A 23,372-nucleotide genomic window follows, 5' to 3' on the forward strand; every position below is an offset into this window, starting at 1 on the left:
ATTGGGCGGCGTTCCAGTGTCGTGGAAGTTTAGCAGAGCGTTTTTTCTTCGATGAATTTATTGACGCAATTCATCAGGTCTTGTGCCGTTGGCTGTGCCAAGGCCTGCGCTGCCAACGCCTTCACATCTTCGAAATTCGTGTTACGAATAATTTTCTTGATGCGCGGGATTGAAATCGCACTCATGCTGAACTCATCCAGCCCCATGCCCAATAACAACAGTGTAGCACGCTCATCGCCAGCCAGTTCGCCGCACATGCCGGTCCACTTGCCTTCCGCGTGAGATGCATCAATAACCTGTTTGATCAGGCCAAGCACTGATGGGGACATCGGGTTATAGAGATGAGAAATCAGCTCGTTGCCGCGATCTACCGCCAGAGTATACTGGGTTAGATCGTTTGTCCCAATACTAAAGAAGTCGACTTCTTTCGCCAGGTGGTGAGCGATGACCGCCGCAGCCGGTGTTTCCACCATCACGCCCACTTCGATGCTTTCGTCAAACGCCTTGCCTTCTTCGCGCAGTTGCGCCTTCAGCGTCTCGATTTCGCCTTTCAGATCGCGCACTTCTTCCACGGAGATGATCATCGGGAACATGATGCGCAGTTTGCCGAACGCCGAGGCGCGCAGGATGGCGCGCAGCTGGGCGTGCAGGATTTCACGGCGGTCCATCGCGATGCGGATGGCGCGCCAGCCGAGGAACGGGTTCTCTTCCTTCGGCAGGTTCATGTACGGCAGGTCTTTGTCGCCGCCGATGTCCATGGTGCGGACGATCACAGCCTGCGAGCCCATGGCTTCCGCCACGGCTTTATAAGCCTGGAACTGCTCGTCTTCGGTCGGCAGCGAGTCGCGGTCCATGAACAGGAATTCGGTACGATACAGGCCGACGCCTTCCGCGCCGTTGCGCTCTGCACCCGCGACGTCGCGCACGGTGCCGATGTTGGCGCAGACTTCAACCTGATGGCCGTCCAGCGTAATCGCCGGCAGGTCCTTCAGCTTGGCCAGATCGTTTTTCTCGGTGATGTATTGGTTCTGGGCGGCTTTCAGCTGATCGATCACATCAGCGGTCGGGTTAACGTAAATTTTGTTGTTAACCGCATCCAGAATCAGGTAGTCGTCGTTTTTCACCTGCTTGGTCACGTCGCTGGTGCCGACGATCGCCGGCAGCTCCAGGGAGCGCGCCATGATAGAGGTGTGGGAGGTGCGGCCGCCGAGATCGGTGATGAAGCCCAGCACTTTGTCCAGGTTCAGCTGCGCGGTCTCGGACGGGGTCAGATCGGTGGCCACCAGGATCACTTCGTCCTGAATGGAACCCAGATCGACGATCGGCATGCCCAGAATGTTCTGCAGCAGGCGTTTGCCGATGTCGCGCACGTCGGCGGCGCGTTCTTTCAGGTATTCGTCGTCCAGCTCTTCCAGCGCTTTCGCCTGACCTTCGATCACGGTGTAGGCGGCGGCGTCTGCGGAGGCCAGATCGTCTTTGATTAGGGCTATGATTTCCTGCTCAAGCTCTTCGTCTTCCAGCAACATGATGTGGCCTTCGAAGATAGCTTCCTTCTCTTCGCCGAAGGTTTCGCCAGCTTTGGTCTTGATCGCTTCCAGCTGTTCGGACGCTTTCGCGCGGCCAGCCAGAAAACGCGAGACTTCCTGCTCTACTTGATCAGCAGAGATTTTCTTCCGGTTGATGACGATGTCGTCTTCTTTCAGCAAGAGAGCCTTACCAAAAGCGATGCCCGGTGATACTAAAATGCCTGAAATCATAACCCTACCTTACTCTTGACTGGTGTTAACTAAAAAGACGGGCCGATTACTCAAGCTCTGCCATCAGTTTTACCAAGTGCTCAACGGCTTTCTGCTCGTCTTCACCTTCAGCTGAGATGGTCACTACGGTCCCTTGAGTCAGCCCCAGAGTTTGCAGTTTGAACAGGCTTTTAGCGCTGGCGCTTTTGCCGTTGGAGGTCACGGTGATGTCAGACGTGAAGCCTTTGGCTTCTTTAACGAACTGAGCGGCAGGGCGAGTATGCAGACCATTCGGAGCGGTAATAGTAACTTCTTGCTGGAACATTGATGTTTCCCCAACTTATTGGATTAATGTTGTGGAGTTAAAGTTTAGCCCAGGGGCCTGACTTTAACTTGTCTGGTTATAGCGCCTGACTATGGACAGGGGCGAACGTTGATGCAACAGAAAACGACGCGTTAGGCACTTCAGATCAAAAAACTCGGCTTTAGACGTCGTTCCAATCCGCTCCCCATTATGCCCGATTCGCCGCGTCGGCGACAGATGAGTAAATCGATTCAGCCTCGACCAGGCTCGGAGAGTGATTAATTTTGCGCATCGAAATAATGCACCGTTAAATACTAAAGGCGACGGGCAAAAGCAATCTTGGACTGCTATAAAGTTTGATCCAGTCCACAAAAAAGCACCCCGCAGGGTGCTTTTTTAGCGATTTGTGCAGTGGCGGAATTACTGCTGCAATTCCTGCTCGGTGAACAGATCGGCGAACAGCGCGGTGCTGAGATAACGTTCGCCGGAAGAGGGCAGGATGACCACAATGGTCTTGTCGGCGAACGCCGGTTCTTCAGCCAGTTTTACCGCCGCTGCGACCGCTGCGCCGGAGGAGATGCCTGCCAGGATGCCTTCTTCGTCCATCAGGCGGCGTGCCATGCTGATGGCTTCGTCGTTGGAGATTTTTTCGACGCGATCCACCAGGTCAAGATCGAGGTTGCCCGGTATGAAGCCGGCGCCGATGCCCTGGATCTTGTGCGGGCCCGGTTTCAGCTCTTCACCGGCCAGCGCCTGGCTGATGACCGGCGAGTCGGTCGGCTCGACCGCCACGGTGGTGATGGCCTTGCCTTTGGTGTTCTTGATGTAGCGGCTGACGCCGGTCAATGTGCCGCCGGTGCCGACGCCGGAGATGAACACGTCGACTTCCCCATCGGTGTCTTCCCAGATTTCCGGGCCGGTGGTTTTTTCATGGATGGCTGGGTTGGCCGGGTTGCTGAACTGTTGCAGGATCAGGTAACGGTTTGGATCGGTGGCGACGATCACCTCCGCTTTGGCGATGGCGCCTTTCATGCCTTTCGCCCCTTCGGTCAGCACCAGATTGGCGCCCAGCGCCTTGAGCAGCTTGCGGCGTTCGATGCTCATGGTTTCCGGCATGGTCAGCGTCAGCTTGTAACCGCGCGCGGCGGCGACGAAGGCCAGCGCGATGCCGGTGTTGCCGCTGGTCGGCTCCACCAGTTCCTTGCCGGCGGTCAGCACACCGCGTTGTTCCGCATCCCAAATCATATTGGCACCGATGCGGCATTTGACGCTGAAGCTCGGGTTGCGTGATTCAACCTTGGCCAGAATGCGTCCGTTGCCGATACGGTTCAGACGAACCAGCGGCGTATGGCCGATTGTTAATGAGTTGTCTTCATATATCTTGCTCATAGCCCGTCCTTTAACTCTATGAAAATGTGGGGAACATCGAAAGCATACGCTAACAGTACCGGCAGGGAAGTAAAGAATTGGTATATCTATATGTTATTAGGAAATAAGTTTTAAGCACAATGATAAGGGCGCGAAATGCGCGCCCTGTCGAAAATTTCCGCGCTGTCGGCGGCAAAAAACGGCGGTTATCGGACGAATTGCGAGCGGTAGCGATCGACCCACATCGCGGTGGCGCCGCAGACGGCGACCGGCAGGATCACCAGGTTGAGGATCGGGATCATGGTGAACAGGCTGACCAGCGCGCCGAACTGCAGGTTGTCGGTTTTGTGCTGGCGCAGTGCGCGGCGCATGTCGGCAAAGCTCACCTTGTGGTTATCGAACGGATAGTCGCAATACTGAATCGCCAGCATCCAGGCGCTGAACAGGAACCACAGCACCGGCGCCACCGTCTGGCCGATGCCGGGCACGAAGTACAGCGCCAGCAGCAGCAGCGCGCGCGGCAGGTAATACATCAGTTTGCGCCATTCGCGCGCCATGATGCGCGGCAGATCTTTGGCGATGCCGAGCAGGCCGGTGTCCGGCAGCGGTTTGCCGGTCAGGCTGCCTTCGAGCTGTTCGGCCAGCAGACCGCAGAACGGCGCGGCGATCAGATTGGTGATGGTGCTGAACAGATAGCTGAACACCAGCAGCACCGAAATGACCGCCAGCGGCCACAGCAGGTAGCTCAACCATTGCAGCCAGTCGGGAACGTGGCTCATCATCGCCGGGATCCAGTCGCCGAGGCGGCTGAACAGCCACCAGAAAGCGGAACCCATCAGCAGCACGTTGACCAGCAACGGCAGGACCACATAGCGTTTAATCCCCGGGCGTGAAATCAGGCGCCAGCCTTCGGCGAAATAGTGAATGCCGCTGGTCGATCGGGGAGGGGGCTGCGTATAGGACATATCTTAAGTTATCTCGTTGTCTGAACAGGCATCATTATCATATAGGGATGATTTTCCACTGGCTAGGGTAGGGTTGGCTGAAAAACCAGCAGAAAAAGGCAGTATAATCATCTTTATTGGCATAAAGTTCAGCACGGACTTGCACTTGTGTGCGCGGGCAAATAGAGTTAAAGAGTGAATGTTTGCCGCGGTGGCAATGTATTGGAACAACAGAGATAGCAATGATGCAGGATTTGCGTCTGATATTAATCGTTGTTGGCGCGATCGCCATAATAGCGCTGTTATTGCACGGTCTGTGGACCAGTCGCAAAGAACGGTCAGCGCTCTTCCGCGATCGCCCAGCCAAACGTTCCCAAAAGGAACGTGAACAAACTCCGATCGACGATCTCGAAGAAGGCGTCGGTGAGGTGCGCGTACGCGCCGCTCACCCGCAAGACGAGCCGTCATTCGGCCATTTCGATGCCGCACGCGAAGAACCCGTGGCCGCGCCGAAGCCCGCTCCGGCGGCTGCGCCTGCGCCCCGCGCCGTTCAGCCGGCCGCTCATCAGACGCCGCCTCCGCTGTCTCAGCGGCCGGAGTATGATGACATCCTGCTGAACAACTACGCGCCGGACGAAGAACCGGCCGAGCCGCAGCAATCGCAACCGGCCGCGCGCCGCGAGCCGCGCGTTGACGATCTGCCGCATGAACATGAGGCGCCGCTGGCGGCGGAACCGGCATTCCACGCCGAACCCGCCCCTGTGCAGCCAGCGCCGGAAGTCAAGCCTGCGTCGGAACCTGCACCGCAGCCGCAACAGCCGGCCGCTGCGCCAGTTCAGGCTAAACTGAAAGAGACCGTGCTGGTGCTGCATGTCGCGGCCCATCAGGGCGGCGTGATCGGCGGCGAAGTGCTGCTGCAGAGCGTGTTGCAAGCGGGCTTCCAGTTTGGCGAGATGGGCATCTTCCACCGCCATATCAGCCCGGCCGGCAGCGGCCCGGTGCTGTTCAGCCTGGCGAACATGGTCAAGCCGGGGTCGTTCGATCCTGACATGATGTCCGACTTCTCCACGCCGGGCGTGTCGATGTTCATGATGGTGCCGTCTTATGGCGACGCCAATCAGAACTTCAAGCTGATGCTGCAGTCGGCGCAGCGCATCGCCGACGACGTGGGCGGCGTGGTGCTGGACGACGAGCGCCGCATGATGACGCCGCAGAAGCTGGAAACCTACAAAGCGCGTATCCGTGAAGTGTTGGAAAACAACGCCTGACCGGGTTGCCGCGCGCACTGAACATCCGTAACAACAAAGCCCCCGCTAGCCGGGGGTTTTTTATCTTTGATGGTGAGCCATGGAATCGATAATCCAACAAATCAATCAACTACGAGCCACACTGCGCCATCATGAATACCAGTATCATGTACTGGATGCGCCGGAAGTGCCGGATGCGGAATATGACCGCCTGATGCGCGAACTGCGCGAGCTGGAGAGCGCGCATCCGGAACTGATCACCGCCGATTCACCGACCCAGCGCGTGGGCGCGGCGCCGCTGGCGGCGTTCGACCAGGTACGTCACGAAGTGCCGATGCTGTCGCTGGACAACGTATTCGACGAAGAAAGCTTCCTGGCGTTTTACAAGCGCGTGCAGGACCGGCTCAAAAGCAGCGATCCGCTGACCTTCTGCTGCGAACTGAAGCTGGATGGCCTGGCGGTCAGCCTGCTGTATGAAGACGGCGAACTGGTGCGCGCGGCGACGCGCGGCGACGGCACCACCGGCGAGAACATCACTACCAACGTGCGCACCATTCGCGCCATCCCGCTGCGCCTGACCGGCGACAATATCCCGCGCCGGCTGGAAGTGCGCGGCGAAGTGTTCATGCCGCAGGCCGGTTTTGAACAGATGAACGAAGAGGCGCGGCGCAAAGACGGCAAGGTATTCGCCAACCCGCGCAACGCCGCCGCCGGCTCGCTGCGCCAGCTCGATCCGCGCATTACCGCCAAACGCCCGCTGACCTTCTTCTGCTACGGCGTTGGCCTGCTGGAAGGCGGCGAGCTGCCGCGCAGCCACTTTGAGCGCCTGATGCAGTTCAAGGCCTGGGGCCTGCCGGTCAGCGATCGCGCCCAGCGCCGCACCGGCAGCGAGGAAGTGCTGGCGTTTTATCGCCAGGTCGAGCAGGACCGCGCGCAGCTCGGGTTCGACATCGACGGCGTGGTGATCAAGATTGACGATATCGATCTGCAGGAAACGCTGGGCTTTGTGGCGCGTGCGCCGCGTTGGGCGACGGCGTTCAAATTCCCGGCACAGGAGCAGATCACCGTGGTGCGCGAAGTGGAGTTTCAGGTTGGCCGCACCGGTGCGATTACGCCGGTGGCGCGCCTTGAGCCGGTGCTGGTGGCCGGGGTGACCGTCAGCAACGCGACCTTGCACAACGCTGATGAAATTGAACGCCTGGGGCTGCGCATCGGCGATACGGTGATCGTGCGCCGCGCCGGCGACGTGATCCCGCAGGTGGTGGGGGTGCTGGAAGACCGCCGGCCACAGGATGCGCGCGAAGTGGTGTTCCCGCTGCACTGTCCGGTGTGCGGCTCCGACGTTGAGCGCGTGGAAGGCGAGGCCGTGGCGCGCTGCACCGGCGGGCTGATCTGCGGCGCGCAGCGCAAAGAGGCGTTGAAGCACTTCGTTTCCCGTCGCGCGCTGGACGTCGAGGGCATGGGCGACAAGATCATCGAGCAGCTGGTGGACAAGGAGTACGTGAAGAACCCGGCCGATCTGTTCCGCCTGTCCGCCGGCATTCTGACCGGCCTGGATCGCATGGGGCCGAAATCGGCGCAGAATCTGGTCAACGCGCTGGAGAAATCCAAGCAGACCACCTTCGCCCGTTTCCTGTATGCGCTCGGCATTCGCGAGGTCGGTGAAGCGACCGCTGCCAACCTGGCCGCGCATTTCGGTTCGCTGGAGAAGCTGTTCGCCGCCGATATCGAGGCGTTGAAAGAAGTGCCGGACGTCGGTGAAGTGGTGGCCAAACACACCCGCAATTTCCTCGATGAAGCGCTTAATCAGCAGGTGATCAACGAGCTGGTGGGCCCCGAAATCGGCATCCGCTGGCCGGCGCCGGTGGTGGTGGTGGCGGAAGAGATCGACAGCCCGTTCGCCGGCAAAACCGTGGTGCTGACCGGCTCGCTGAGCCAGCTGTCGCGCGACGAGGCTAAAGATCGCCTGACGGCGCTGGGCGCCAAGGTCAGCGGCAGCGTGTCGAAGAAAACCGATCTGGTGATCGCCGGCGAGGCGGCCGGCTCCAAGCTGGCGAAGGCGCAGGAGCTGGGTATCGCCGTGATCGACGAAGCGGAAATGATCCGCCTGCTGGGTGACTGATGGAAAAGGAAAACCTGCTGGAGATCGCCAATACCGTGATGCCGTTCGGCAAGTACCAGGGGCGGGTGCTGATCGATCTGCCCGAAGAGTACCTGCTGTGGTTCGCGCGCAAGGGCGAATTCCCCAAAGGCAAGCTCGGCATGCTGATGGAGATGACGCTGGCGATTAAAATCGAAGGGCTTGACCACCTGGTCAAGCCGCTGAAGAAAAACTGAACTGACGGGCCTTGGCCCGTCTTTTTTTACCCGCGCGTCGCCTGCGCGTTGGGCACCGCCTGTTGCGCCTGCTGCTTGCGCTGATACCTTTTCGCCAATACCGCACAGGTCATCAACTGCACCTGATGAAACACCATCAGCGGCAGCACCATGATCCCCACCGTCGCCGCCGGGAACAGGATATTGGCCATCGGAATGCCGTTCGCCAGGCTCTTCTTCGATCCGCAGAACACGATGGTGATTTCGTCTGCCTTGCTGAACCCCAGCCAGCGCGCCATGTAAGTGTTCACCACCAGCACGAACGCCAGCAGCACGATGCTGCCGCCGACGATAAACGCCAGTGAGCCCATCCCTACCTGATGCCAGATGCCGTGCGTCACCGCCTCGCTGAAGGCGGCGTACACCACCAGCAGAATCGAGGTCTGGTCGGTTTTGCCGATAAGCGGGCGATGGCGCTCGATCCAACCGCCGATCAGCGGCCGCAGCAGGTGGCCGGCGACGAACGGCACCAGCAGCTGCAGCACGATCGAGCCCACCTGCCGCAGGCTGCCGGTATCGCCGTGCACGTTCATCAGCAGGCCGACCAACAGCGGCGACACGAAGATCCCCAGCAGGCTGGAGGCGGAGGCGCTGCACACCGCCGCCGCCACGTTGCCGCCCGCCAGCGAGGTGAAGGCGATGGCTGACTGCACGGTGGCGGGCAGGATGCACAGGTAGATGAAACCGGCGTACAGCTCGGGGCTGAAGTCGATCGGCGCCCACCAGGCGAACAGCATCCCCAGCGCCGGAAAAATGATGAAGGTGCTGAACATCACCCACAGATGCAGCCGCCAGTTATTGCTGCCGGCAAGGATGGCCTCGCGCGACAGCTTGGCGCCGTGCATGAAGAACAGCAGGGCGATGGCGGCGATGGTCAGGGCGTTGAGCCAGCCGACGAACTCGCCGCGCGCCGGCAGGAACGACGCCAGCAGCACGGTGGCGATCAGCGTCAGGGTAAAACGATCGGGCAGGAATCTCATGGCGATGCGCTCGGGTAGAAAATCGATGGGGCTATTCTCCCGCGCGGGGATATAATAATTAAATTGATTTATTTAATTCATCTATGAATAAAACACATGAATTACTCACTCAAACAGCTGCGGGTGTTCGTCGTTGTCGCCCGCCACGGCAGCTTCAGCCGCGCCGGCGAGGCGATCGGCCTGACGCAATCGGCGGTCAGCCACAGCGTGAAAGAGCTGGAGGCGGAGGTCGGCGTGCGTTTGCTGGATCGCACCACGCGTGAAGTGGTGTTGACCGACGCCGGCCTGCGGCTGGCCAACCGGGTTGAACGGTTGCTGGACGAACTGCAGGCTGCTTTGCTGGATGCGCGCAGCTTTGGCGTACAGCGCAGCGGCACGGTGCGGGTGGCGACGAGCCAGACCATTTCCGCCCATCTGATGCCGCAGTGCATCGCCGCCGGCGAGCGCCAATACCCGGAGATCCGCATCATGCTGCGCGATCAGGCGCAGCAGCAGGTGCTGCACAGCGTGCGTAACGCCGAGGTGGATTTCGGCATCGTGGTCGATCCGGTGCAAGCGGTGGATCTGGAGTGCGAAGCGGTGCTGTATGAACCGTTCCTGTTGCTGTGCCGCGACGATCACCCGTTTGCTGCGCAGCAGGCGGTACGTTGGTCGGCATTGAACGGCTGCCGTCTGGTGCTGCAGGATTATGCGTCGGGCAGCCGGCCGCTGATCGACAGCGCGCTGAGGCAGCAGGGGGTGGAAGCGCAGGTGGTGCAGGAAATCGGCCATCCGGCGACGCTGTTCCCGATGGTGGCGGAGGGGATCGGCATCAGCATTTTCCCGGCGTTGGCGCTGCCGCTGCCGGAAGGGGGGCGGCTTCGGGTACGGCGGCTGGTGCCGGAAATTAACCGCGCGCTGATGCTGGTGCGGCGCAAGAACCGCTCGCTGACGCCGGCGGCGGAGGCCATCTGGCAGGTGGCGCGTCAGCAGGCGGCGCTGCTGCAACAGCGCCGGCGGGAAAACGCGGAATATTGACTCAGATATAGACGTCCACCGCGTTGAGCGGCGTTGGGCGGTTTACGCCGTCGCCGGCTCGCGCCGCGGCTTTTTCCATTTGCTCCTGCTGCTGCTTTTCCATTTCTTCTTTCTGGATGCGCGCGATCTCGGCTTGCAACATCTTGATCTGCGCTTCGATCAGCTGTTTCTGCTTTTCGATTTCCTTAGGATCGGCGTTGGAGTCCTTCAGTTCCACCAGCTTTTGCTGCAGCGCCTGAATCTGCCGGTTCAGCGCCTTGATGCGCGCCGAGGCGCGGCTTTCGTTGAGATTAACCGGTTCGTCATTGCCGTTGGCGCGTTCGTTTTTCTCCATCTTGCCGCCTTGCGGCTGGTTGTTGACCGGCTTGGCCATCAGCAATTCGCCCTGATGGCCCGGCGCGCTGAAGACGTTGCTGACGCCGGGGACGGTATTCTTGATCGGTACGATCATGGTGATGGTGGTCGACATGGTTGCTCTCCCTGAGTCTGGATCTCGCTGTTCAGGGTATCGGCAGCGGCGGCTAAATCTTTACCTGCCGCAGACGCGGCCAGCGCAGCAGCCAGCCTTTGTCGACCACGCGCTGGGCATAGGCCGCGCGATCGCCGTTTTTCGCGTTGAAGGTGATGGTGTCGTCGAACAGCGCCGCGAGCCCGAAGGGGGCCACCAGCGTGATGCTGTCGTCGGCGTTCAGGCGCGCGCCGATCGCCGTTTCCACTTCGGTCCAGAAGCTGATGGCCTCTTCGCTGTCGCGGTAAGGCGCCCGGCCGCCGCGCAGGTGCATCCGCGCCTGGTTCTTGACCGACCAAGGCCGCGGCAGCCACTGTTGCAGCCGCGCCTCCAGCATGCGATCGCGCTCAGCGTCCGCACGCTCCGCATCGAAGTGGATCACGTCGATATCGTTGAGCGGCGTGGGCTCCGTATAGCCATGGCGCCGATCCCACACCAGATTGCGCACAAAGCCGGCGCCAAGGCACCAGTCATTCAGGCCGAGCCGGCGCACGGTGCGCAGGGCGGCCATGCGTGCGTTATCCTGTTGCAGCCAGTTGATAATTTGACGTTGCGGATCCATCACCCCTCCTGTTTTCGCGGCTACTGTAACCCGAAGCGGCAACGGGTGAAATGGGGGGATGCGCGATGGCGGCGATAGCAGGCAAATTAATTTTCTTGCTTCACTGACTACACTTGGTGCAGGGCTGTTATCTCGTCACCCGGGGCAAGGGAGGGGGCTATGTATCAGGCAACGGTGGGCCAACGCGGCTATCGCTTTGGCGATCTGCGTCAACTGATGGCGAAAGCTTCGCCGGCGCGTTCCGGCGATTATCTGGCGGAGGTGGCGGCGGAAAGCGCCGAAGAGCGCATGGCGGCGCGCATCGCGCTGGCGGATGTGCCGCTCAAGGCGTTCCTGCAGCAGGCGCTGGTGCCGTACGAACAGGACGAGGTGACGCGCCTGATCATCGACAGCCACGACGCCGCCGCCTTTGAGCCCATCTCGCACCTCACTGTCGGCGATTTTCGCGACTGGCTGCTGAGCGAGCAGGCGGACAGCGCCATGCTGGCGCAGGTGGCCGCCGGCATTACGCCGGAGATGGCGGCGGCGGTAAGCAAGATCATGCGCAATCAGGATCTGATCCTGGTGGCGAAGAAATGCCGAGTGGTGACGCGCTTTCGCAACACGATCGGTCTGCCGGGCCACCTCAGCGTGCGGCTGCAGCCCAATCACCCGACCGACAGCCTGCAGGGCATCGCCGCCAGCATGCTGGACGGTCTGCTGTACGGCAGCGGCGACGCGGTGGTCGGCATCAACCCGGCCAGCGACAGCCTGCCGCTGCTGGAAAAGCTCAACTATATGCTGGACGAGGTGATCCAGCGCTTCGCCATTCCCACCCAATCCTGCGTGCTGACCCATGTGACCAACACGCTGCGGCTGATGGAGCGCGGCGCGCCGGTGGATCTGGTGTTTCAGTCGATCGCCGGCACCGAGACGGCCAACCGTGGTTTCGGCATCAGCCTGGCGCTGCTGGCGGAGGCGCAGCAGGCGGCGCTGAGCCTTAGGCGCGGCACATTGGGCGATAACGTGATGTACTTCGAAACCGGGCAGGGCAGTTGCCTGTCGGCCAACGCGCATCACGGCGTCGATCAGCAGACCTGCGAGGCGCGCGCCTATGCGGTGGCGCGCCATTTCTCACCGCTGCTGATCAACACCGTGGTGGGGTTTATCGGCCCCGAATACCTGTATGACGGCAAGCAAATTATTCGCGCCGGGCTGGAGGACCACTTCTGCGGCAAGCTGCTCGGCCTACCGCTGGGCTGCGACGTCTGCTACACCAACCATGCCGAAGCCGATCAGGACGACATGGACACGCTGCTGACGCTGTTGGCCGCCGCCGGGTTGACGTTCCTGATCGGCGTGCCGGGCGCGGACGACATCATGCTCAACTACCAAAGCACCTCGTTCCATGACGCGCTCTATATCCGCGAGCTGCTGGGGCTGAAGCATGCGCCGGAGTTCGCCGCCTGGCTGGCGGCGATGAACATCACCGACGAACGCGGGCGGCTGCGCGACGCCGCCGCCAATCACCCGTTGTTGCTGGCGCTGCAGGGAGAACGGACATGAGCAAATCGGTTCACGTCAACAGTTGGGACGCGCTGCGCGCCTTTACTGACGCGCGCATCGCGCTGGGGCGCACCGGCGCCAGCCTGCCGACCGACGAGCTGCTGCGCTTCGGCCTGGCCCATGCCCAGGCGCGCGACGCGGTGCATCAGCCTTTCGACAGCGAGCGGCTGGCGGCGGATTTGCACGAGGCCGGTTGGCCCACGCTGGCGGTGCACAGCCAGGCCGCCGACCGCGCCGCCTACCTGCGCCGACCGGATCTGGGGCGGCGATTGGCGCCGGACAGCCGCAGCCTGCTGCTCGGCTTACCATCGCGCCGTGTCGATCTGCTGCTGGTGGTGGCGGACGGCCTCTCCTCCAAGGCGGTGCACCGTCAGGCGCTGCCGCTGCTGCAGGCGCTGCGACCTTATCTCGATACGCTGGGATTGAGCGTGACGCCGGTGGTGCTGGCGCATCAGGCGCGGGTGGCGCTGGGGGATGAGATCGGCGAATGCCTGCAGGCCCGGGCGGTGGCGGTGCTGATCGGCGAACGGCCGGGGCTGTCGTCGCCGGACAGCCTGGGCATTTATTTAACCTGGGAGCCGAATGCGCGCAGAACGGACGCCGAGCGTAACTGCATCTCCAACGTGCGGCCGGAGGGGCTGGATTACCCGCATGCGGCGTTCCGTCTGGCCTGGCTGCTGGAGCAGGCGTTCCAGCGGCGGCTGAGCGGCATCGAGCTGAAGGACGAGAGCGACAATCCGGCGCTGCACAACCGGGTGACACCGCTTTACCCCCAACTGGGCGGCTGACCGAGGGTTTGCTGCAGCAGGGCGGTGAAGGCCGCCAGCCGGGCGGACACCTTCGCCATCGGGCGCAGCAGATAGATGCCTTGCTGCTCATGGCGCGGATCTTCGAGCATCTGAACCAGTTGCCCATTCTGCACGTCTGGCCCCACCACCCAGTTGGGCAGAAAGGCGATGCCGAGGCCGAGCAGCGCCGCCTGGCGCTGCGCGGTGAAGTCGTCGCAGCGCAGCGCCATGGTGCAGCGGCTCATCAGCGCCGCGTCGAGGATCTGCGCCCAGCAGGCCGGCTGCTGTTTGTGGTAGCGGGCGATCAGCCGATGCTGCGGCAACGCTTCCAGATCGCTCGGCAGGCCATAGCGGGCGACGTAGGCGGGGCTGGCGCACATCACCCAGCGTTGCGTGGCGATACGGCTGGCGTATAGCGCGCTGTCCTTCTGTTCGCCGATGCGGAGGGCGGCGTCCAGCCGTTCCTGGGTCGGATCGGTCTGGCGTTCGGTCAGATCGAGATCGACAGACAGCTGCGGATGGCGTTCCGCCAGCGTCGGCAGCAGCGGCAGCACATAGGTTTTGCCGAAGGTCGGCAGGCAGCTGATGCGCAGCGTGCCCTGCGGCGTTTCGTTTAACGCGCTCAGCTCGGCGTGAATACCGGTAATGTCCGCCATCAGCGCGGCGGCGCGCGTCAGCAGCAGCTCGCCGGCGTCGGTCAGCAGCAGCCCACGGGTGGAGCGGACGAACAGCGCGGCGCCGAGCGCGCTTTCCAATGCGTCGATATGGCGCACCAGCGAGGAGGGCACCATGCCCAGCCGGCGAGCGGCGGCGGAAAAGCTGCCCAGGCGGGCCACGTCGAGAAAGATCGGCAGATGTTCAACATAACGGGCGTCATTCATTTTTGCATTATATGCAAAAGCGTTTCTTATGAATACCCGCTTCTCTGTCGGCGGCGCTGCGGCTACTCTGGCTGCGGGTTGACGGCGGGCTTCAACGCCGCCGCATCCTGGCCGTATAGAGAAAAAACGCATAAACCTCGCGGCGCTTAGCACTAAATAACAGATGTTTTTCCCAGGCTGCATGAGCCGCCTGCGGAGTTGATTGTCGCTCCAACACCAGATTAACCGTTCAATTTGATATCCGACTCAGCATTAATGATTAGTGAGCCTTTACTTTCACACATCATGCCGTGGGTTCTGGATATCGGCCGGCCAGCCGTGCCGGTTTTTTTGTCGCCTCAGGCTGAATCGTTCCAACTGATGAACGCGCCTTGGGGGGCATCTTGGCCCACCGTCGGTGGGTCTTTTGAACGCGCGGAATCGCGATCCCGCGCTGGTGGAGGAGTGAGTCATGAACGAAAAACACGGGTGTTCCTGTGCGCGCCATTTGGCGCAGGGTTTTGCCAGGCAGTCGATCAACGCCGGGGAGGGCGAAATCTATCAAATCTCGCTGATGAGCGCGCTCATCGACGGGGTCTACGAGGGTGAAACCACCATTGCCGAGTTGCTCAAACACGGTGATTTCGGCCTCGGCACCTTCAATCACCTGGACGGCGAACTGATCGCTTTCGACCAGGAAATACACCAGCTGCGCGCCGACGGCAGCGCCCGCCCAGCCGGTTTGCAACAGAAAACCCCTTTCGCCGTCGTCACCTTTTTCCAGCCCAGCATCAGCCAACAGTTCGACCGGCCGATCACCAAGGCGCAGCTGCACCAGTGCATCGATGAACAGGTCGCCTCGCCGAACCTGTTTTGCGCGGTGCGGGTCGACGGTGAGTTCAGCCACGTGGAAACCCGCACCGTGCCGCGTCAGGAACGGCCCTATCGCCCGATGCTGGAAGCGATAGAAGAGCAGCCGACCTTCTCGTTTCATCAACGGCGCGGCACGCTGGTTGGCTTCCGATCGCCGGATTACATGCAGGGCATCGGCGTGGCCGGCTATCACGAACATTTCGTTACCGACGACCGCAGCGGCGGCGGCCACGTGCTGGATTACCAGCTCGATCACGGCCGCCTGCAGTTCGGCGTCATCACCCGTCTCAATCTTCAGTTGCCGCATGATGCGGATTTCTTGCGCGCCAACCTCTGCCCAGAGGATTTGGATCGCGCGATTCGTTCCGCCGAGGGCTAACCCCGGCGATCGTTTTCTTAGGAGGTGGAACCATGGCACAGGAAAAAACAGGCAATGACTGGCAATGCGGCGCCGATTTGGTGGTGAAAAATCTGGAAGCGCAGGGCGTCAAACACGTTTTCGGCATTCCGGGCGCCAAGATCGACCGGGTGTTCGACTCGCTGGAGGACGCGCCATCGATTGAAACGGTGGTGGTGCGGCATGAGGCCAACGCGGCCTTTATGGCGGCGGCGGTCGGCCGCCTGACCGGCAAGGCCGGGGTGGCGCTGGTCACCTCCGGGCCGGGCAGCTCCAACCTGATCACCGGACTGGCCACCGCCACCTCGGAGGGGGACGCGGTAGTGGCCTTTGGCGGGGCGGTGAAGCGCGCCGACAGCCTGAAGCAGACGCACCAGAGCATGGATACCGTCAGCATGTTCCGGCCAGTGACCAAGTATTGCGCCGAAGTGCATGCCGGTTCGGCGATTTCCGAGGTGATCGCCAACGCCTTCCGCCGCGCCGAGTTTGGCCGGCCGGGAGCATCATTCGTCAGCCTGCCGATGGATATCGTCAATGAACCGGTCAGCGCGCCGGTGCTGGCCGGCTGCCGCTTGCCGCGCATGGGGGCCGCGGCGGCGGACGACATCCAGGCGGCGGTGAAACTGATTCGCCAGGCCAAATGCCCGGTATTGCTGCTCGGTTTGCAGGCCAGCCGGCCGGAGAACAGCGAGGCGGTGCGCCATCTGCTGTACCGCACCCATATGCCGGTGGTCGGCACCTATCAGGCGGCGGGGGTGATCGACGTCAACCACTTCGCCCGTTTCGCCGGCCGCGTCGGCCTGTTCAACAACCAGCCGGCCGATCAGCTGTTGCAGAAGGCCGATCTGGTGGTGAGCGTCGGCTATGATCCGATCGAATACGATCCCTGCATGTGGAACAGCCACGGGCGGCTGAAGCTGGTGCACATCGACGTGCTGCCGGCGGATATCGACACCTGCTATCGGCCGGATGTCGAACTGGTGGGCAACATCAGCGCCACGTTGAACATGATGACCGAAGCGTTCAATGAGGCGGTCTGCGTGCCGCCGGAGGTGGAGCTGATCCTCTCCGATCTCGGCCGTCAGCGCACAGAACTGGCGGAACGCGCCGCGCGCCGCGGCGGCATGCCGATCCATCCGCTGCGCATCGTCAAGGAGCTGCAGGACATCGTCAGCGACGACGTGACGCTGTGCGTGGACATGGGCAGCTTCCACATCTGGATCGCCCGTTACCTTTACAGCTTCCGCGCCCGCCAGCTGTTGATCTCCAACGGCCAGCAAACCATGGGGGTGGCGCTGCCGTGGGCCATCGGCGCGGCGCTGGTGCGCCCCGGCGATAAGGTGGTGTCGATCTCCGGCGATGGCGGCTTCATGCAGTCGAGCATGGAACTGGAGACCGCGGTGCGGTTGAAAAATAACATCGTGCACGTGATCTGGGTCGATAACGCCTACAACATGGTGGAGATGCAGGAAGTGAACAAATACCAGCGCAAATCCGGCGTGGAGTTTGGGCCGATTGACTTCAAGGCCTATGCGGAATCCTGCGGCGCGGTCGGTTTCGCCGTGCAGTCGGTGGACGACCTGCGGCCGATGCTGCGCAAGGCGATGGCGATCCAGGGACCGGTGGTGGTGGCCATTCCGGTCGACTACGCCGACAACTATAAGCTGATGGCGCAGATGAACTTCAGCCAGATGATTTAATTTCATCATCGCGCTGTTTCACCGGGGCAGGCCGCTTGCGCGCCTGCCCGTTTTTATGCGCGGAATTTATCCTTTACATCGCTAACTGCATGATTTATTGCTATCCGTTGGGCTGTTTTTTCACCACTGGGGATAGCGCAATGAAAAGAAAAGCAATAACGATCGGGCTGCTGGCGTTGGCGATTGCCGGCGGCGCGCGAGCCAATACGCTGGTCTACTGTTCCGAAGGTTCACCGGAAGGCTTCAACCCGCAGCTGTTCACCTCCGGCACCACGGTAGACGCCAGTTCGGCGGCGATCTACAACCGGCTGGTGGATTTCAAACCCGGCACCGTCGAGCTGCAACCCAGCCTGGCGGAAAGCTGGGAGGTGAGCGAAGACGGCAAGCGCTATACCTTCCATCTGCGCAAGGGCGTGGCATTCCAGAGCAATAAATATTTTACGCCCACCCGCGATTTCAACGCCGATGACGTCATCTTCTCGTTTATGCGCCAGAAGGACGCCAACAACCCGTATCACAAGGTCTCCAACGGCGCCTACACCAACTTCGAGTCGATGGAGTTCGGCACGCTGATTGACCGGATCGTCAAGGTGGATGACCACACCGTGCGCTTTGAGCTCTCCCGCGCCGAGGCGCCGTTCGTCGCCGATCTGGGCATGTACTTCGCCACCCTATTATCGGCGGAATATGCCGACGCGATGCTGAAGGCCGGCACGCCGCAGCGGGTGGACAACGATCCGATCGGCACCGGGCCGTTCCAGCTGGTGCAGTACCAGAAGGATGCGAAAATCCTCTACAAGGCGTTCGATCGTTACTGGGAAGGCAAACCGAAGATCGACCGGCTGGTGTTTTCGATCACGCCGGATGCGACGGTGCGTTACGCCAAGCTGCAAAAGAACGAGTGCCAGGTGATGCCGTTCCCCAACCCGGCGGATCTGGCGCGCATGCGGCAGGACGGCAACCTTCAGGTGATGGAAAAATCTGGTTTGAATATCGGTTTCCTGGCGTTCAATACCCAGAAGAAGCCGTTGGATAACGTCAAGGTGCGCCAGGCGTTGGCGCTGGCGGTCAACAAACCGGCGATCATCGACGCGGTGTTCCACGGCGCCGGCCAGCCGGCCAAGAACCTGCTGCCACCGACCCAATGGGGCAGCAACGCGCAGCTTGAAGACTACCCGTATTCGCCGGAGCGGGCGAAGCAGCTGTTGCAGGAGGCCGGGCTGGGGCAGGGTTTCGACATCGATCTGTGGGCGATGCCGGTGCAGCGGCCCTATAACCCCAACGCCAAGCGCATGGCGGAGATGATCCAGGCCGACTGGGCCAAGATCGGCGTGCGCGCCAAAATCGTCACCTTCGAGTGGGGCGAGTATTTACAGCGGATTAAAAACGGCGAGCACCAGACCGCGCTGATGGGCTGGACCACCGCCAACGGCGATCCGGACAACTTTTTCGGCCCGCTGTTCACCTGCGCTTCGCTCGGCGGCTCTAACTCGGCGAAATGGTGCTATAAACCGTTCGACCAGCTGATCCTGCAGGCGCGTGAAGAGAACGATCACGCCAAACGGGTGGCGATGTACCAGCAGGCGCAGGTGATGATGCACGATCAGATGCCGGCGCTGATGATCGCGCACTCGACCATCTTCGAACCGGTGCGCAAGGAAGTGAAAGGCTACGAGATAGACCCGTTCGGCAAACACATCTTCAAACAGGTGTCGCTGGAGAAGTAACCAAAAGGCCGGGGTAACCCGGCCTTTTTCATGCCTGCGGCGTGTCGCAGTGGTAGCGGCCGCGCGGGATCACCAGCGGCGTGTGGGACAGCGGATCGTCGATGATCATGCACGGCATGCCGAACACTCGCTCCACCAGTTCGGCGGTGATGATCTCCGCCGGTTTCCCCTCCGCCACGATCTTGCCGTCGCGCATGGCGATGATGTGATCGGCATAGCGGCAGGCGTGGTTGAGATCGTGCAGCACCGCGATCATGGTTTGACCGCGCTCGCGGTTAAGCTGGCGGAACAGATCCAGCAGCTCAATCTGGTGCGCGATGTCGAGGTAGGTGGTCGGCTCATCCAGCAGCAGCAGCGGGGTTTGCTGCGCCAGCGCCATCGCCACCCAGACGCGCTGACGCTGCCCGCCGGACAGTTCGTCGACGCTGCGGTCCGCTAATTGGCTGACGTTGGTGGCCGCCATGGCGGCTTCCACCGCCTGTTTGTCGGCCTGCGTCCACTGTTTCAGCAGGCTCTGATGCGGATAGCGGCCGCGCGACACCAGATCCGCCACGGTGATGCTGTCCGGCGCGATTGAAGTTTGCGGCAGCAGGCCAAGCTCGCGCGCCAGCGCCTTGGTGGCGAAGCTGCTGATGTTCTTGCCGTCCAGCATCACCTCGCCGGCGCTGGGTTTCAGCAGGCGGCACAGGGCGCGCAACAGCGTCGATTTGCCGCAGGCGTTCGGCCCGACGATCACCGTGAAGGCGCCGTCGGGGATCGCCACGCTCAGATCGTCAGCGATGATTTTATTGTCGTAGCCCAGCTTCAGGTGCGAGGCGTGCAGGCGGTGGCTCATGGCATTATCACTCTTCATTATCTGCGGGCCTCTCGGATGAGCAGCCAAATCAGGTACAGGCCGCCGATGCAGACGGTCACGACCCCGACCGGCAGTTGGATCGGCGCGAAAAGATGTTGGGACACCACGTCGGCGCCGAGCAGCAACGCTGCGCCCATCAGCGCCGAGGAGGTCAGGGTGACCGAGGATTGTCCGGCCAGGCGACGGGCGATCTGCGGCGCCGCCAGCGCGATAAAGGAAATCGGCCCGGCGGTGGCGGTGACGGCGGCAGTGAGGGTAACGCCAAACAGCATCAGCCACAGCCGGCTGCCTTCGGCGTTGACGCCCAGCGCGCGCGCCGTGTCGTCGCCCATTTCCAGCAGCTGCAGCCGTTTGCCCATCAGCAGCGCGGCCGCGGCCGCCAGCACGATGAACGCCGTGGCGGGCTGGGCTTTTTGCCAGGTCATGCCGTTGAGCGAACCGGCCTGCCACATGGCGGCGTCCATGGCGCGCTCAAGCGAAGCGGTGATGATCAGCCAGGTGTTGGTGGAAACCAGCACTGCGCTGATGGCGATGCCGACGATGATCAACCGGAAACCGGCGATGCCTTGTCGCCAGGCCAGCAGATAGATGGCCAGCGCCGAGAGAATGCCGCCGGCCAGCGCGCCGCCGGCGATGTAATAGTAGCCGCCGTTGAACAGGGTGATGGCGATCAGCGCGCCGGTGTAGGCCCCCATGTTAAAGCCGATCACGTCCGGGCTGCCGAGCGGGTTGCGGATAATCGACTGGAAAATGGCGCCGCTCATGCCGAGCGCGGCGCCTAACAGCAGCGCCATGGCGATGCGGGGCAAGCGCCATTGGGTGACCACGGTCACCAGATTTTTCGGCGCCTCGCCGCTGAGCGCGGCAAAGACTTGCTCCAGCGAGAGCTGTAGCGTGCCGTAGCACAGCGCGGCAACCGCCATCGCCAGGCATAACGCCAGCAGCGAAAGGTTGACCAACAGCAGGCGCAGCGGCACGCGCCAGTTGATGACGCCGTCCGGACGGCCGATATGCAGCGTGTGCGGCAGACTCATCACAAGCCCCCCAGCGTTTTCTTGCGGCGCACCAGCCAGATCAGTACCGGCGCGCCGATAAAGGCGGCGACGATGGAAACCCGCAGTTCACCGGCCGCCAGCAAGCGGCCGACCACGTCGGCGCACAGCAGTAAAATCGGCGCCAGCAGCATGGAATAGGGCAGGATCCAGCGTTGGTCGGGGCCGACCCACCAACGGGCGATATGCGGCACCATCAGGCCGATGAAACTGATCGGACCGACGGTGGCGGTTGCCGCGCCGCACAGCAGCGTGATGGCGATCACCGCGACGATCTGAGTCAGCACCACGCGCGCGCCGAGCGCGATAGCCAAATCCTCCCCCATGCCGATGGTATTCAGCGGCCGGGCGATGAGCAGCGTCAGCAGGCAGCCGAGCAAAATGGCGGGGGCGGTGACCGGCAGCGTGGACAGCGTGCGGATATCCAGCGTGCCGGCCTGCCAGAAGCGCAGTTGGTCAAAGGTTTGCGGATCGATCAGCGACAGCCCGGTGGTGATGCCGAGCAGCACCGCGCCGATCGCCACGCCAGCCAGCGTCAGCCGCACCGGGTTGATGCGCCCGCCCGCCAGCGTGCCGATCAGGTAGACCAGCAGGGTGGTGAGGGCCGCGCCGACAAAGGCGTAGGCCATATAGCTTTCGGTGGTGGCGGCGCCGAAAAACATGATGCCGATGACTACGGCGAAGCTGGCGCCGGCGTTGATGCCGAGCACGCCGGGATCGGCCAGCGGGTTGCGCGTCAGCGCCTGAATCAGCGCGCCGGCGGCGCCGAGCGCCATGCCGGCCAGGATGCCCGCCAGCGTACGGGGTACCCGGGCATTGAGAATGATGGTGCTGTCGGAACCGCTCGCGGCGCCCTGCAGGCTGAGCCAGACGGTATGGAAGGGGATGGCTTTGGAACCCAGCATCAGGCTGGCCATGATGCACAGCAGCAACAGCGCCAAACCGATACCGAACCCGGCGATGCGTTTGAAGCCACTGGCGTAAGCTGCGTGCGGTGCGGACGAAAGCGTCCGCTCAGTCGGAGTGGGTACGTTCACACCGGTAACTCCTGTATGATTTTTATTCTCATTGTTATTTGCGTTCATGCGGGCGCTTATAGTAGCACGAGTTTACGCCCGCATGCACCCGCCGGTTGGCGGCGCAGGTGCAATGATGATGTTAATAACTATTGATATTTCAATTGATTGAATGTGAATGTTTGCCCCGCTTGCGGAAAGCGTCGGCAGGGGTCTGGCCTGCCGACGGCGTGATTCAGGGCTTTTTGAACAACCGTTCGATTTGGTTCAGCATGTTGGTGGCGCTGTAGTAATCGAGGCGGAAGGTGTCGTTGCCGACGGCGTAGACGTGCCGCTGTTCCACCGGCTCCAGATGTTTGAGGAACGGGTTGGTCAGCACCTCTTGCACTTTGCGCTCATTGGTGGCGAACAGGATCAGGGTTTTGCCATTCAGGCCTTCGGCCATTTTTTCGCCGGAGATCTGGATGATGTCATGGCGTTTCCCCATGCTGGTGTTGCCTTTGGCGCTTTCCGGCGGGGTGGCCAGTTGGAAACCGAGCTGGGTCAGCAGTTTGCCCTGGGCGGAACCTGGCGTCCACAGCATGGCCTCGCGGCCGTTGTCGGCATACACCAGCGGAGTGGTGGGCTGCGGCGGCAGCGCGATCGCCTGCTTCACTTGCTCCACGCGCTGTTCGAAACGATCTTCCGCCTGTTTGGCGCCGGCTTCATGACCGGTGATCTCGCCGAGCTCGCTGGCCAGCTGCTGCCAGCTTTTGTCGCCATAATCGAGCACCAGCGTCGGCGCAATGGCGGACAGCTGGTCATACAGTTTCAACGCCGAATCCCCGCCGGTCGCGGCGACGACGATCAAATCCGGCGCGGCGGCGGCGACGGCTTCGGCATTGGGCTCCACCTGGTACAGCCGCTCGACGTGGCGCTGCTTGGCCACCTCGCTCCATTGGGTAAAGAAACCTTGTTTATCGGCCACCAGGGGATTTGGGCTGGTGGCGGCGCTGGCGACCACCGGGGCGTCGATAGCCAGCAGCGTGCCGGTGATGGTGACGCTGGTGGACACGATGCGCTGCGGCGGTTTTTCCAGCGTGAATTTCCCTTTGACGCTGTCGATGGTGCGCGGCCAACTGCTGTCGGTTGCGGGAGCGGACGGTTTCTGCCCGTCGCTCTTGTCGTCCGGGCCGCAGCCACTGAGCAGCAGGCTGGAAGTGGCGATAAATGCAATGAACAGCTGGCGTAAGGATAGGGTCATGAGCGGGCTCTTTCTTTCCTTGAACTAAGGCGTATCAATCCGGCGGCGGATTGGCTGCGTGGTGGATGCCCGCTAATTTACCATTCAAGCCGCCAAAATGATAACCATTCGTATCTCAGCGCGTAGTGAATACAGAAAGAATAAGGAGATAGGGGCAGTGAGTGAGGCAGAAACGAAAAAAGCGCCAAAAGGCGCTTTTTTCTGAATGGGTGGGTCGTGCAGGATTGATTCGGCCTGTGGCCTCACCCTGCGGGCAACGCTGCGCGTTGTCGT

Annotated in this window: 22 protein-coding genes; 9 read left to right on the top strand and 13 right to left on the bottom strand. The window is 61.8% G+C overall.

Going from position 1 to position 23,372, the window contains the following annotated elements; translation table 11 throughout:
* Window positions 1–29: 29 nt before the first annotated feature.
* From ptsI to cysZ, 4 genes are all read right to left on the bottom strand, one after another.
* A complete protein-coding gene (gene ptsI / locus ACTJJ6_RS22550) occupies window positions 30–1,757 on the bottom strand; it encodes a phosphoenolpyruvate-protein phosphotransferase PtsI (RefSeq protein WP_015378671.1) in 1,728 nt (575 codons plus the stop codon).
* Between the two features lie 46 nt (window positions 1,758–1,803).
* Complete coding sequence (gene ptsH / locus ACTJJ6_RS22555; protein ID WP_004936458.1) at window positions 1,804–2,061, bottom strand: phosphocarrier protein Hpr; 258 nt, start codon at window positions 2,059–2,061, stop codon at window positions 1,804–1,806.
* Window positions 2,062–2,460: 399 nt separating this feature from the next.
* Entirely contained in the window at window positions 2,461–3,429 is a 969-nt protein-coding gene (gene cysK / locus ACTJJ6_RS22560; protein WP_440803033.1) for a cysteine synthase A, read from the bottom strand.
* A 185-nt stretch (window positions 3,430–3,614) separates the two neighbouring features.
* Window positions 3,615–4,373 carry a sulfate transporter CysZ gene (gene cysZ, locus ACTJJ6_RS22565; RefSeq protein ID WP_033639704.1) on the bottom strand — a complete coding sequence of 253 codons (759 nt, stop codon included), beginning with the start codon at window positions 4,371–4,373 and terminating at the stop codon, window positions 3,615–3,617.
* A gap of 221 nt (window positions 4,374–4,594) precedes the next feature.
* Between cysZ and zipA the strand changes: the two genes are divergently transcribed.
* The 3 genes from zipA to ACTJJ6_RS22580 all read left to right on the top strand — a co-directional run bounded on the left by zipA (window position 4,595) and on the right by ACTJJ6_RS22580 (window position 7,936).
* Complete coding sequence (gene zipA, locus ACTJJ6_RS22570) at window positions 4,595–5,620, top strand: cell division protein ZipA (protein WP_016926788.1); 1,026 nt, start codon at window positions 4,595–4,597, stop codon at window positions 5,618–5,620.
* 79 nt (window positions 5,621–5,699) lie between these two features.
* Window positions 5,700–7,721, top strand: coding sequence for an NAD-dependent DNA ligase LigA (ligA, locus tag ACTJJ6_RS22575; protein WP_049299540.1), 2,022 nt, complete (start codon window positions 5,700–5,702; stop codon window positions 7,719–7,721).
* On the top strand, window positions 7,721–7,936 hold the full coding sequence (locus ACTJJ6_RS22580; protein ID WP_033654988.1) for a DUF3820 family protein: 216 nt from the start codon (window positions 7,721–7,723) through the stop codon (window positions 7,934–7,936). Before ligA ends, ACTJJ6_RS22580 begins: the two co-directional genes overlap by 1 nt.
* A gap of 26 nt (window positions 7,937–7,962) precedes the next feature.
* Here the strand turns inward: ACTJJ6_RS22580 and ACTJJ6_RS22585 are convergent, their stop codons facing one another.
* Entirely contained in the window at window positions 7,963–8,955 is a 993-nt protein-coding gene (locus tag ACTJJ6_RS22585; protein ID WP_440803035.1) for a bile acid:sodium symporter family protein, read from the bottom strand.
* Window positions 8,956–9,051: 96 nt separating this feature from the next.
* Between ACTJJ6_RS22585 and ACTJJ6_RS22590 the strand changes: the two genes are divergently transcribed.
* Entirely contained in the window at window positions 9,052–9,972 is a 921-nt protein-coding gene (locus tag ACTJJ6_RS22590; RefSeq protein WP_440803037.1) for a LysR family transcriptional regulator, read from the top strand.
* A 1-nt stretch (window position 9,973) separates the two neighbouring features.
* On the opposite strand, the gene ACTJJ6_RS22595 is transcribed toward ACTJJ6_RS22590, so the two are convergent.
* Window positions 9,974–10,441 (bottom strand): FlxA-like family protein, encoded by a 468-nt coding sequence (locus tag ACTJJ6_RS22595; protein ID WP_239043730.1) that lies wholly within the window; start codon window positions 10,439–10,441, stop codon window positions 9,974–9,976.
* 52 nt (window positions 10,442–10,493) lie between these two features.
* Window positions 10,494–11,042, bottom strand: coding sequence for a nucleotidyltransferase family protein (locus ACTJJ6_RS22600; protein ID WP_151254461.1), 549 nt, complete (start codon window positions 11,040–11,042; stop codon window positions 10,494–10,496).
* 159 nt (window positions 11,043–11,201) lie between these two features.
* Here ACTJJ6_RS22600 and ACTJJ6_RS22605 point away from each other — a divergent pair, with 159 nt between their 5' ends.
* Window positions 11,202–12,587, top strand: coding sequence for an ethanolamine ammonia-lyase subunit EutB (locus ACTJJ6_RS22605; protein WP_079450334.1), 1,386 nt, complete (start codon window positions 11,202–11,204; stop codon window positions 12,585–12,587).
* Entirely contained in the window at window positions 12,584–13,375 is a 792-nt protein-coding gene (eutC, locus tag ACTJJ6_RS22610) for an ethanolamine ammonia-lyase subunit EutC (protein WP_049299536.1), read from the top strand. Before ACTJJ6_RS22605 ends, eutC begins: the two co-directional genes overlap by 4 nt.
* On the opposite strand, the gene ACTJJ6_RS22615 is transcribed toward eutC, so the two are convergent.
* Window positions 13,354–14,256: a LysR family transcriptional regulator gene (locus ACTJJ6_RS22615; RefSeq protein WP_016926796.1), complete on the bottom strand. Its 903-nt coding sequence runs from the start codon at window positions 14,254–14,256 to the stop codon at window positions 13,354–13,356. The genes eutC and ACTJJ6_RS22615 overlap by 22 nt on opposite strands.
* A 451-nt stretch (window positions 14,257–14,707) precedes the next feature.
* Here ACTJJ6_RS22615 and budA point away from each other — a divergent pair, with 451 nt between their 5' ends.
* The 3 genes from budA (at window position 14,708) to ACTJJ6_RS22630 (ending at window position 18,932) form a co-directional block, all read left to right on the top strand.
* Window positions 14,708–15,487, top strand: a complete 780-nt coding sequence (budA, locus tag ACTJJ6_RS22620) for an acetolactate decarboxylase (protein ID WP_004936416.1) — start codon at window positions 14,708–14,710, stop codon at window positions 15,485–15,487.
* Between the two features lie 32 nt (window positions 15,488–15,519).
* Window positions 15,520–17,205 carry an acetolactate synthase AlsS gene (gene alsS / locus ACTJJ6_RS22625; protein WP_049299534.1) on the top strand — a complete coding sequence of 562 codons (1,686 nt, stop codon included), beginning with the start codon at window positions 15,520–15,522 and terminating at the stop codon, window positions 17,203–17,205.
* 140 nt (window positions 17,206–17,345) lie between these two features.
* Entirely contained in the window at window positions 17,346–18,932 is a 1,587-nt protein-coding gene (locus ACTJJ6_RS22630) for an ABC transporter substrate-binding protein (RefSeq protein ID WP_016926798.1), read from the top strand.
* 28 nt (window positions 18,933–18,960) lie between these two features.
* Here ACTJJ6_RS22630 and ACTJJ6_RS22635 read toward each other — a convergent pair whose 3' ends face one another.
* The 5 genes from ACTJJ6_RS22635 to ACTJJ6_RS22655 all read right to left on the bottom strand — a co-directional run.
* Window positions 18,961–19,767: an ABC transporter ATP-binding protein gene (locus tag ACTJJ6_RS22635; RefSeq protein ID WP_016926799.1), complete on the bottom strand. Its 807-nt coding sequence runs from the start codon at window positions 19,765–19,767 to the stop codon at window positions 18,961–18,963.
* 17 nt (window positions 19,768–19,784) lie between these two features.
* The gene (fepG, locus tag ACTJJ6_RS22640; RefSeq protein ID WP_016926800.1) at window positions 19,785–20,822 is read right to left on the bottom strand and encodes an iron-enterobactin ABC transporter permease; all 1,038 of its coding nucleotides are present in this window, start codon (window positions 20,820–20,822) and stop codon (window positions 19,785–19,787) included.
* Entirely contained in the window at window positions 20,822–21,877 is a 1,056-nt protein-coding gene (gene fepD, locus ACTJJ6_RS22645; RefSeq protein ID WP_016926801.1) for a Fe(3+)-siderophore ABC transporter permease, read from the bottom strand. Before fepD ends, fepG begins: the two co-directional genes overlap by 1 nt.
* Window positions 21,878–22,091: 214 nt before the next feature.
* Entirely contained in the window at window positions 22,092–23,099 is a 1,008-nt protein-coding gene (gene fepB / locus ACTJJ6_RS22650) for a Fe2+-enterobactin ABC transporter substrate-binding protein (RefSeq protein WP_033639716.1), read from the bottom strand.
* Window positions 23,100–23,183: 84 nt separating this feature from the next.
* Window positions 23,184–23,372, bottom strand: a 189-nt coding sequence (locus ACTJJ6_RS22655) for a hypothetical protein (protein ID WP_282475631.1), incomplete at its 5' end; no start/stop codon positions are given.

Source organism: Serratia sp. 22278, from assembly GCF_052045405.1.
GTDB classification, from domain to species: Bacteria; Pseudomonadota; Gammaproteobacteria; order Enterobacterales; family Enterobacteriaceae; genus Serratia; species Serratia marcescens.

Coding starts and splice junctions, on each gene's coding strand:
- ptsI (WP_015378671.1), bottom strand. CDS start 1,757: ATGATTTCAGGCATTTTAGTATCACCGGGCATCGCTTTTGGTAAGGCT.
- ptsH (WP_004936458.1), bottom strand. CDS start 2,061: ATGTTCCAGCAAGAAGTTACTATTACCGCTCCGAATGGTCTGCATACT.
- cysK (WP_440803033.1), bottom strand. CDS start 3,429: ATGAGCAAGATATATGAAGACAACTCATTAACAATCGGCCATACGCCG.
- cysZ (WP_033639704.1), bottom strand. CDS start 4,373: ATGTCCTATACGCAGCCCCCTCCCCGATCGACCAGCGGCATTCACTAT.
- zipA (WP_016926788.1), top strand. CDS start 4,595: ATGATGCAGGATTTGCGTCTGATATTAATCGTTGTTGGCGCGATCGCC.
- ligA (WP_049299540.1), top strand. CDS start 5,700: ATGGAATCGATAATCCAACAAATCAATCAACTACGAGCCACACTGCGC.
- ACTJJ6_RS22580 (WP_033654988.1), top strand. CDS start 7,721: ATGGAAAAGGAAAACCTGCTGGAGATCGCCAATACCGTGATGCCGTTC.
- ACTJJ6_RS22585 (WP_440803035.1), bottom strand. CDS start 8,955: ATGAGATTCCTGCCCGATCGTTTTACCCTGACGCTGATCGCCACCGTG.
- ACTJJ6_RS22590 (WP_440803037.1), top strand. CDS start 9,052: ATGAATTACTCACTCAAACAGCTGCGGGTGTTCGTCGTTGTCGCCCGC.
- ACTJJ6_RS22595 (WP_239043730.1), bottom strand. CDS start 10,441: ATGTCGACCACCATCACCATGATCGTACCGATCAAGAATACCGTCCCC.
- ACTJJ6_RS22600 (WP_151254461.1), bottom strand. CDS start 11,042: ATGGATCCGCAACGTCAAATTATCAACTGGCTGCAACAGGATAACGCA.
- ACTJJ6_RS22605 (WP_079450334.1), top strand. CDS start 11,202: ATGTATCAGGCAACGGTGGGCCAACGCGGCTATCGCTTTGGCGATCTG.
- eutC (WP_049299536.1), top strand. CDS start 12,584: ATGAGCAAATCGGTTCACGTCAACAGTTGGGACGCGCTGCGCGCCTTT.
- ACTJJ6_RS22615 (WP_016926796.1), bottom strand. CDS start 14,256: ATGAATGACGCCCGTTATGTTGAACATCTGCCGATCTTTCTCGACGTG.
- budA (WP_004936416.1), top strand. CDS start 14,708: ATGAACGAAAAACACGGGTGTTCCTGTGCGCGCCATTTGGCGCAGGGT.
- alsS (WP_049299534.1), top strand. CDS start 15,520: ATGGCACAGGAAAAAACAGGCAATGACTGGCAATGCGGCGCCGATTTG.
- ACTJJ6_RS22630 (WP_016926798.1), top strand. CDS start 17,346: ATGAAAAGAAAAGCAATAACGATCGGGCTGCTGGCGTTGGCGATTGCC.
- ACTJJ6_RS22635 (WP_016926799.1), bottom strand. CDS start 19,767: ATGAGCCACCGCCTGCACGCCTCGCACCTGAAGCTGGGCTACGACAAT.
- fepG (WP_016926800.1), bottom strand. CDS start 20,822: ATGAGTCTGCCGCACACGCTGCATATCGGCCGTCCGGACGGCGTCATC.
- fepB (WP_033639716.1), bottom strand. CDS start 23,099: ATGACCCTATCCTTACGCCAGCTGTTCATTGCATTTATCGCCACTTCC.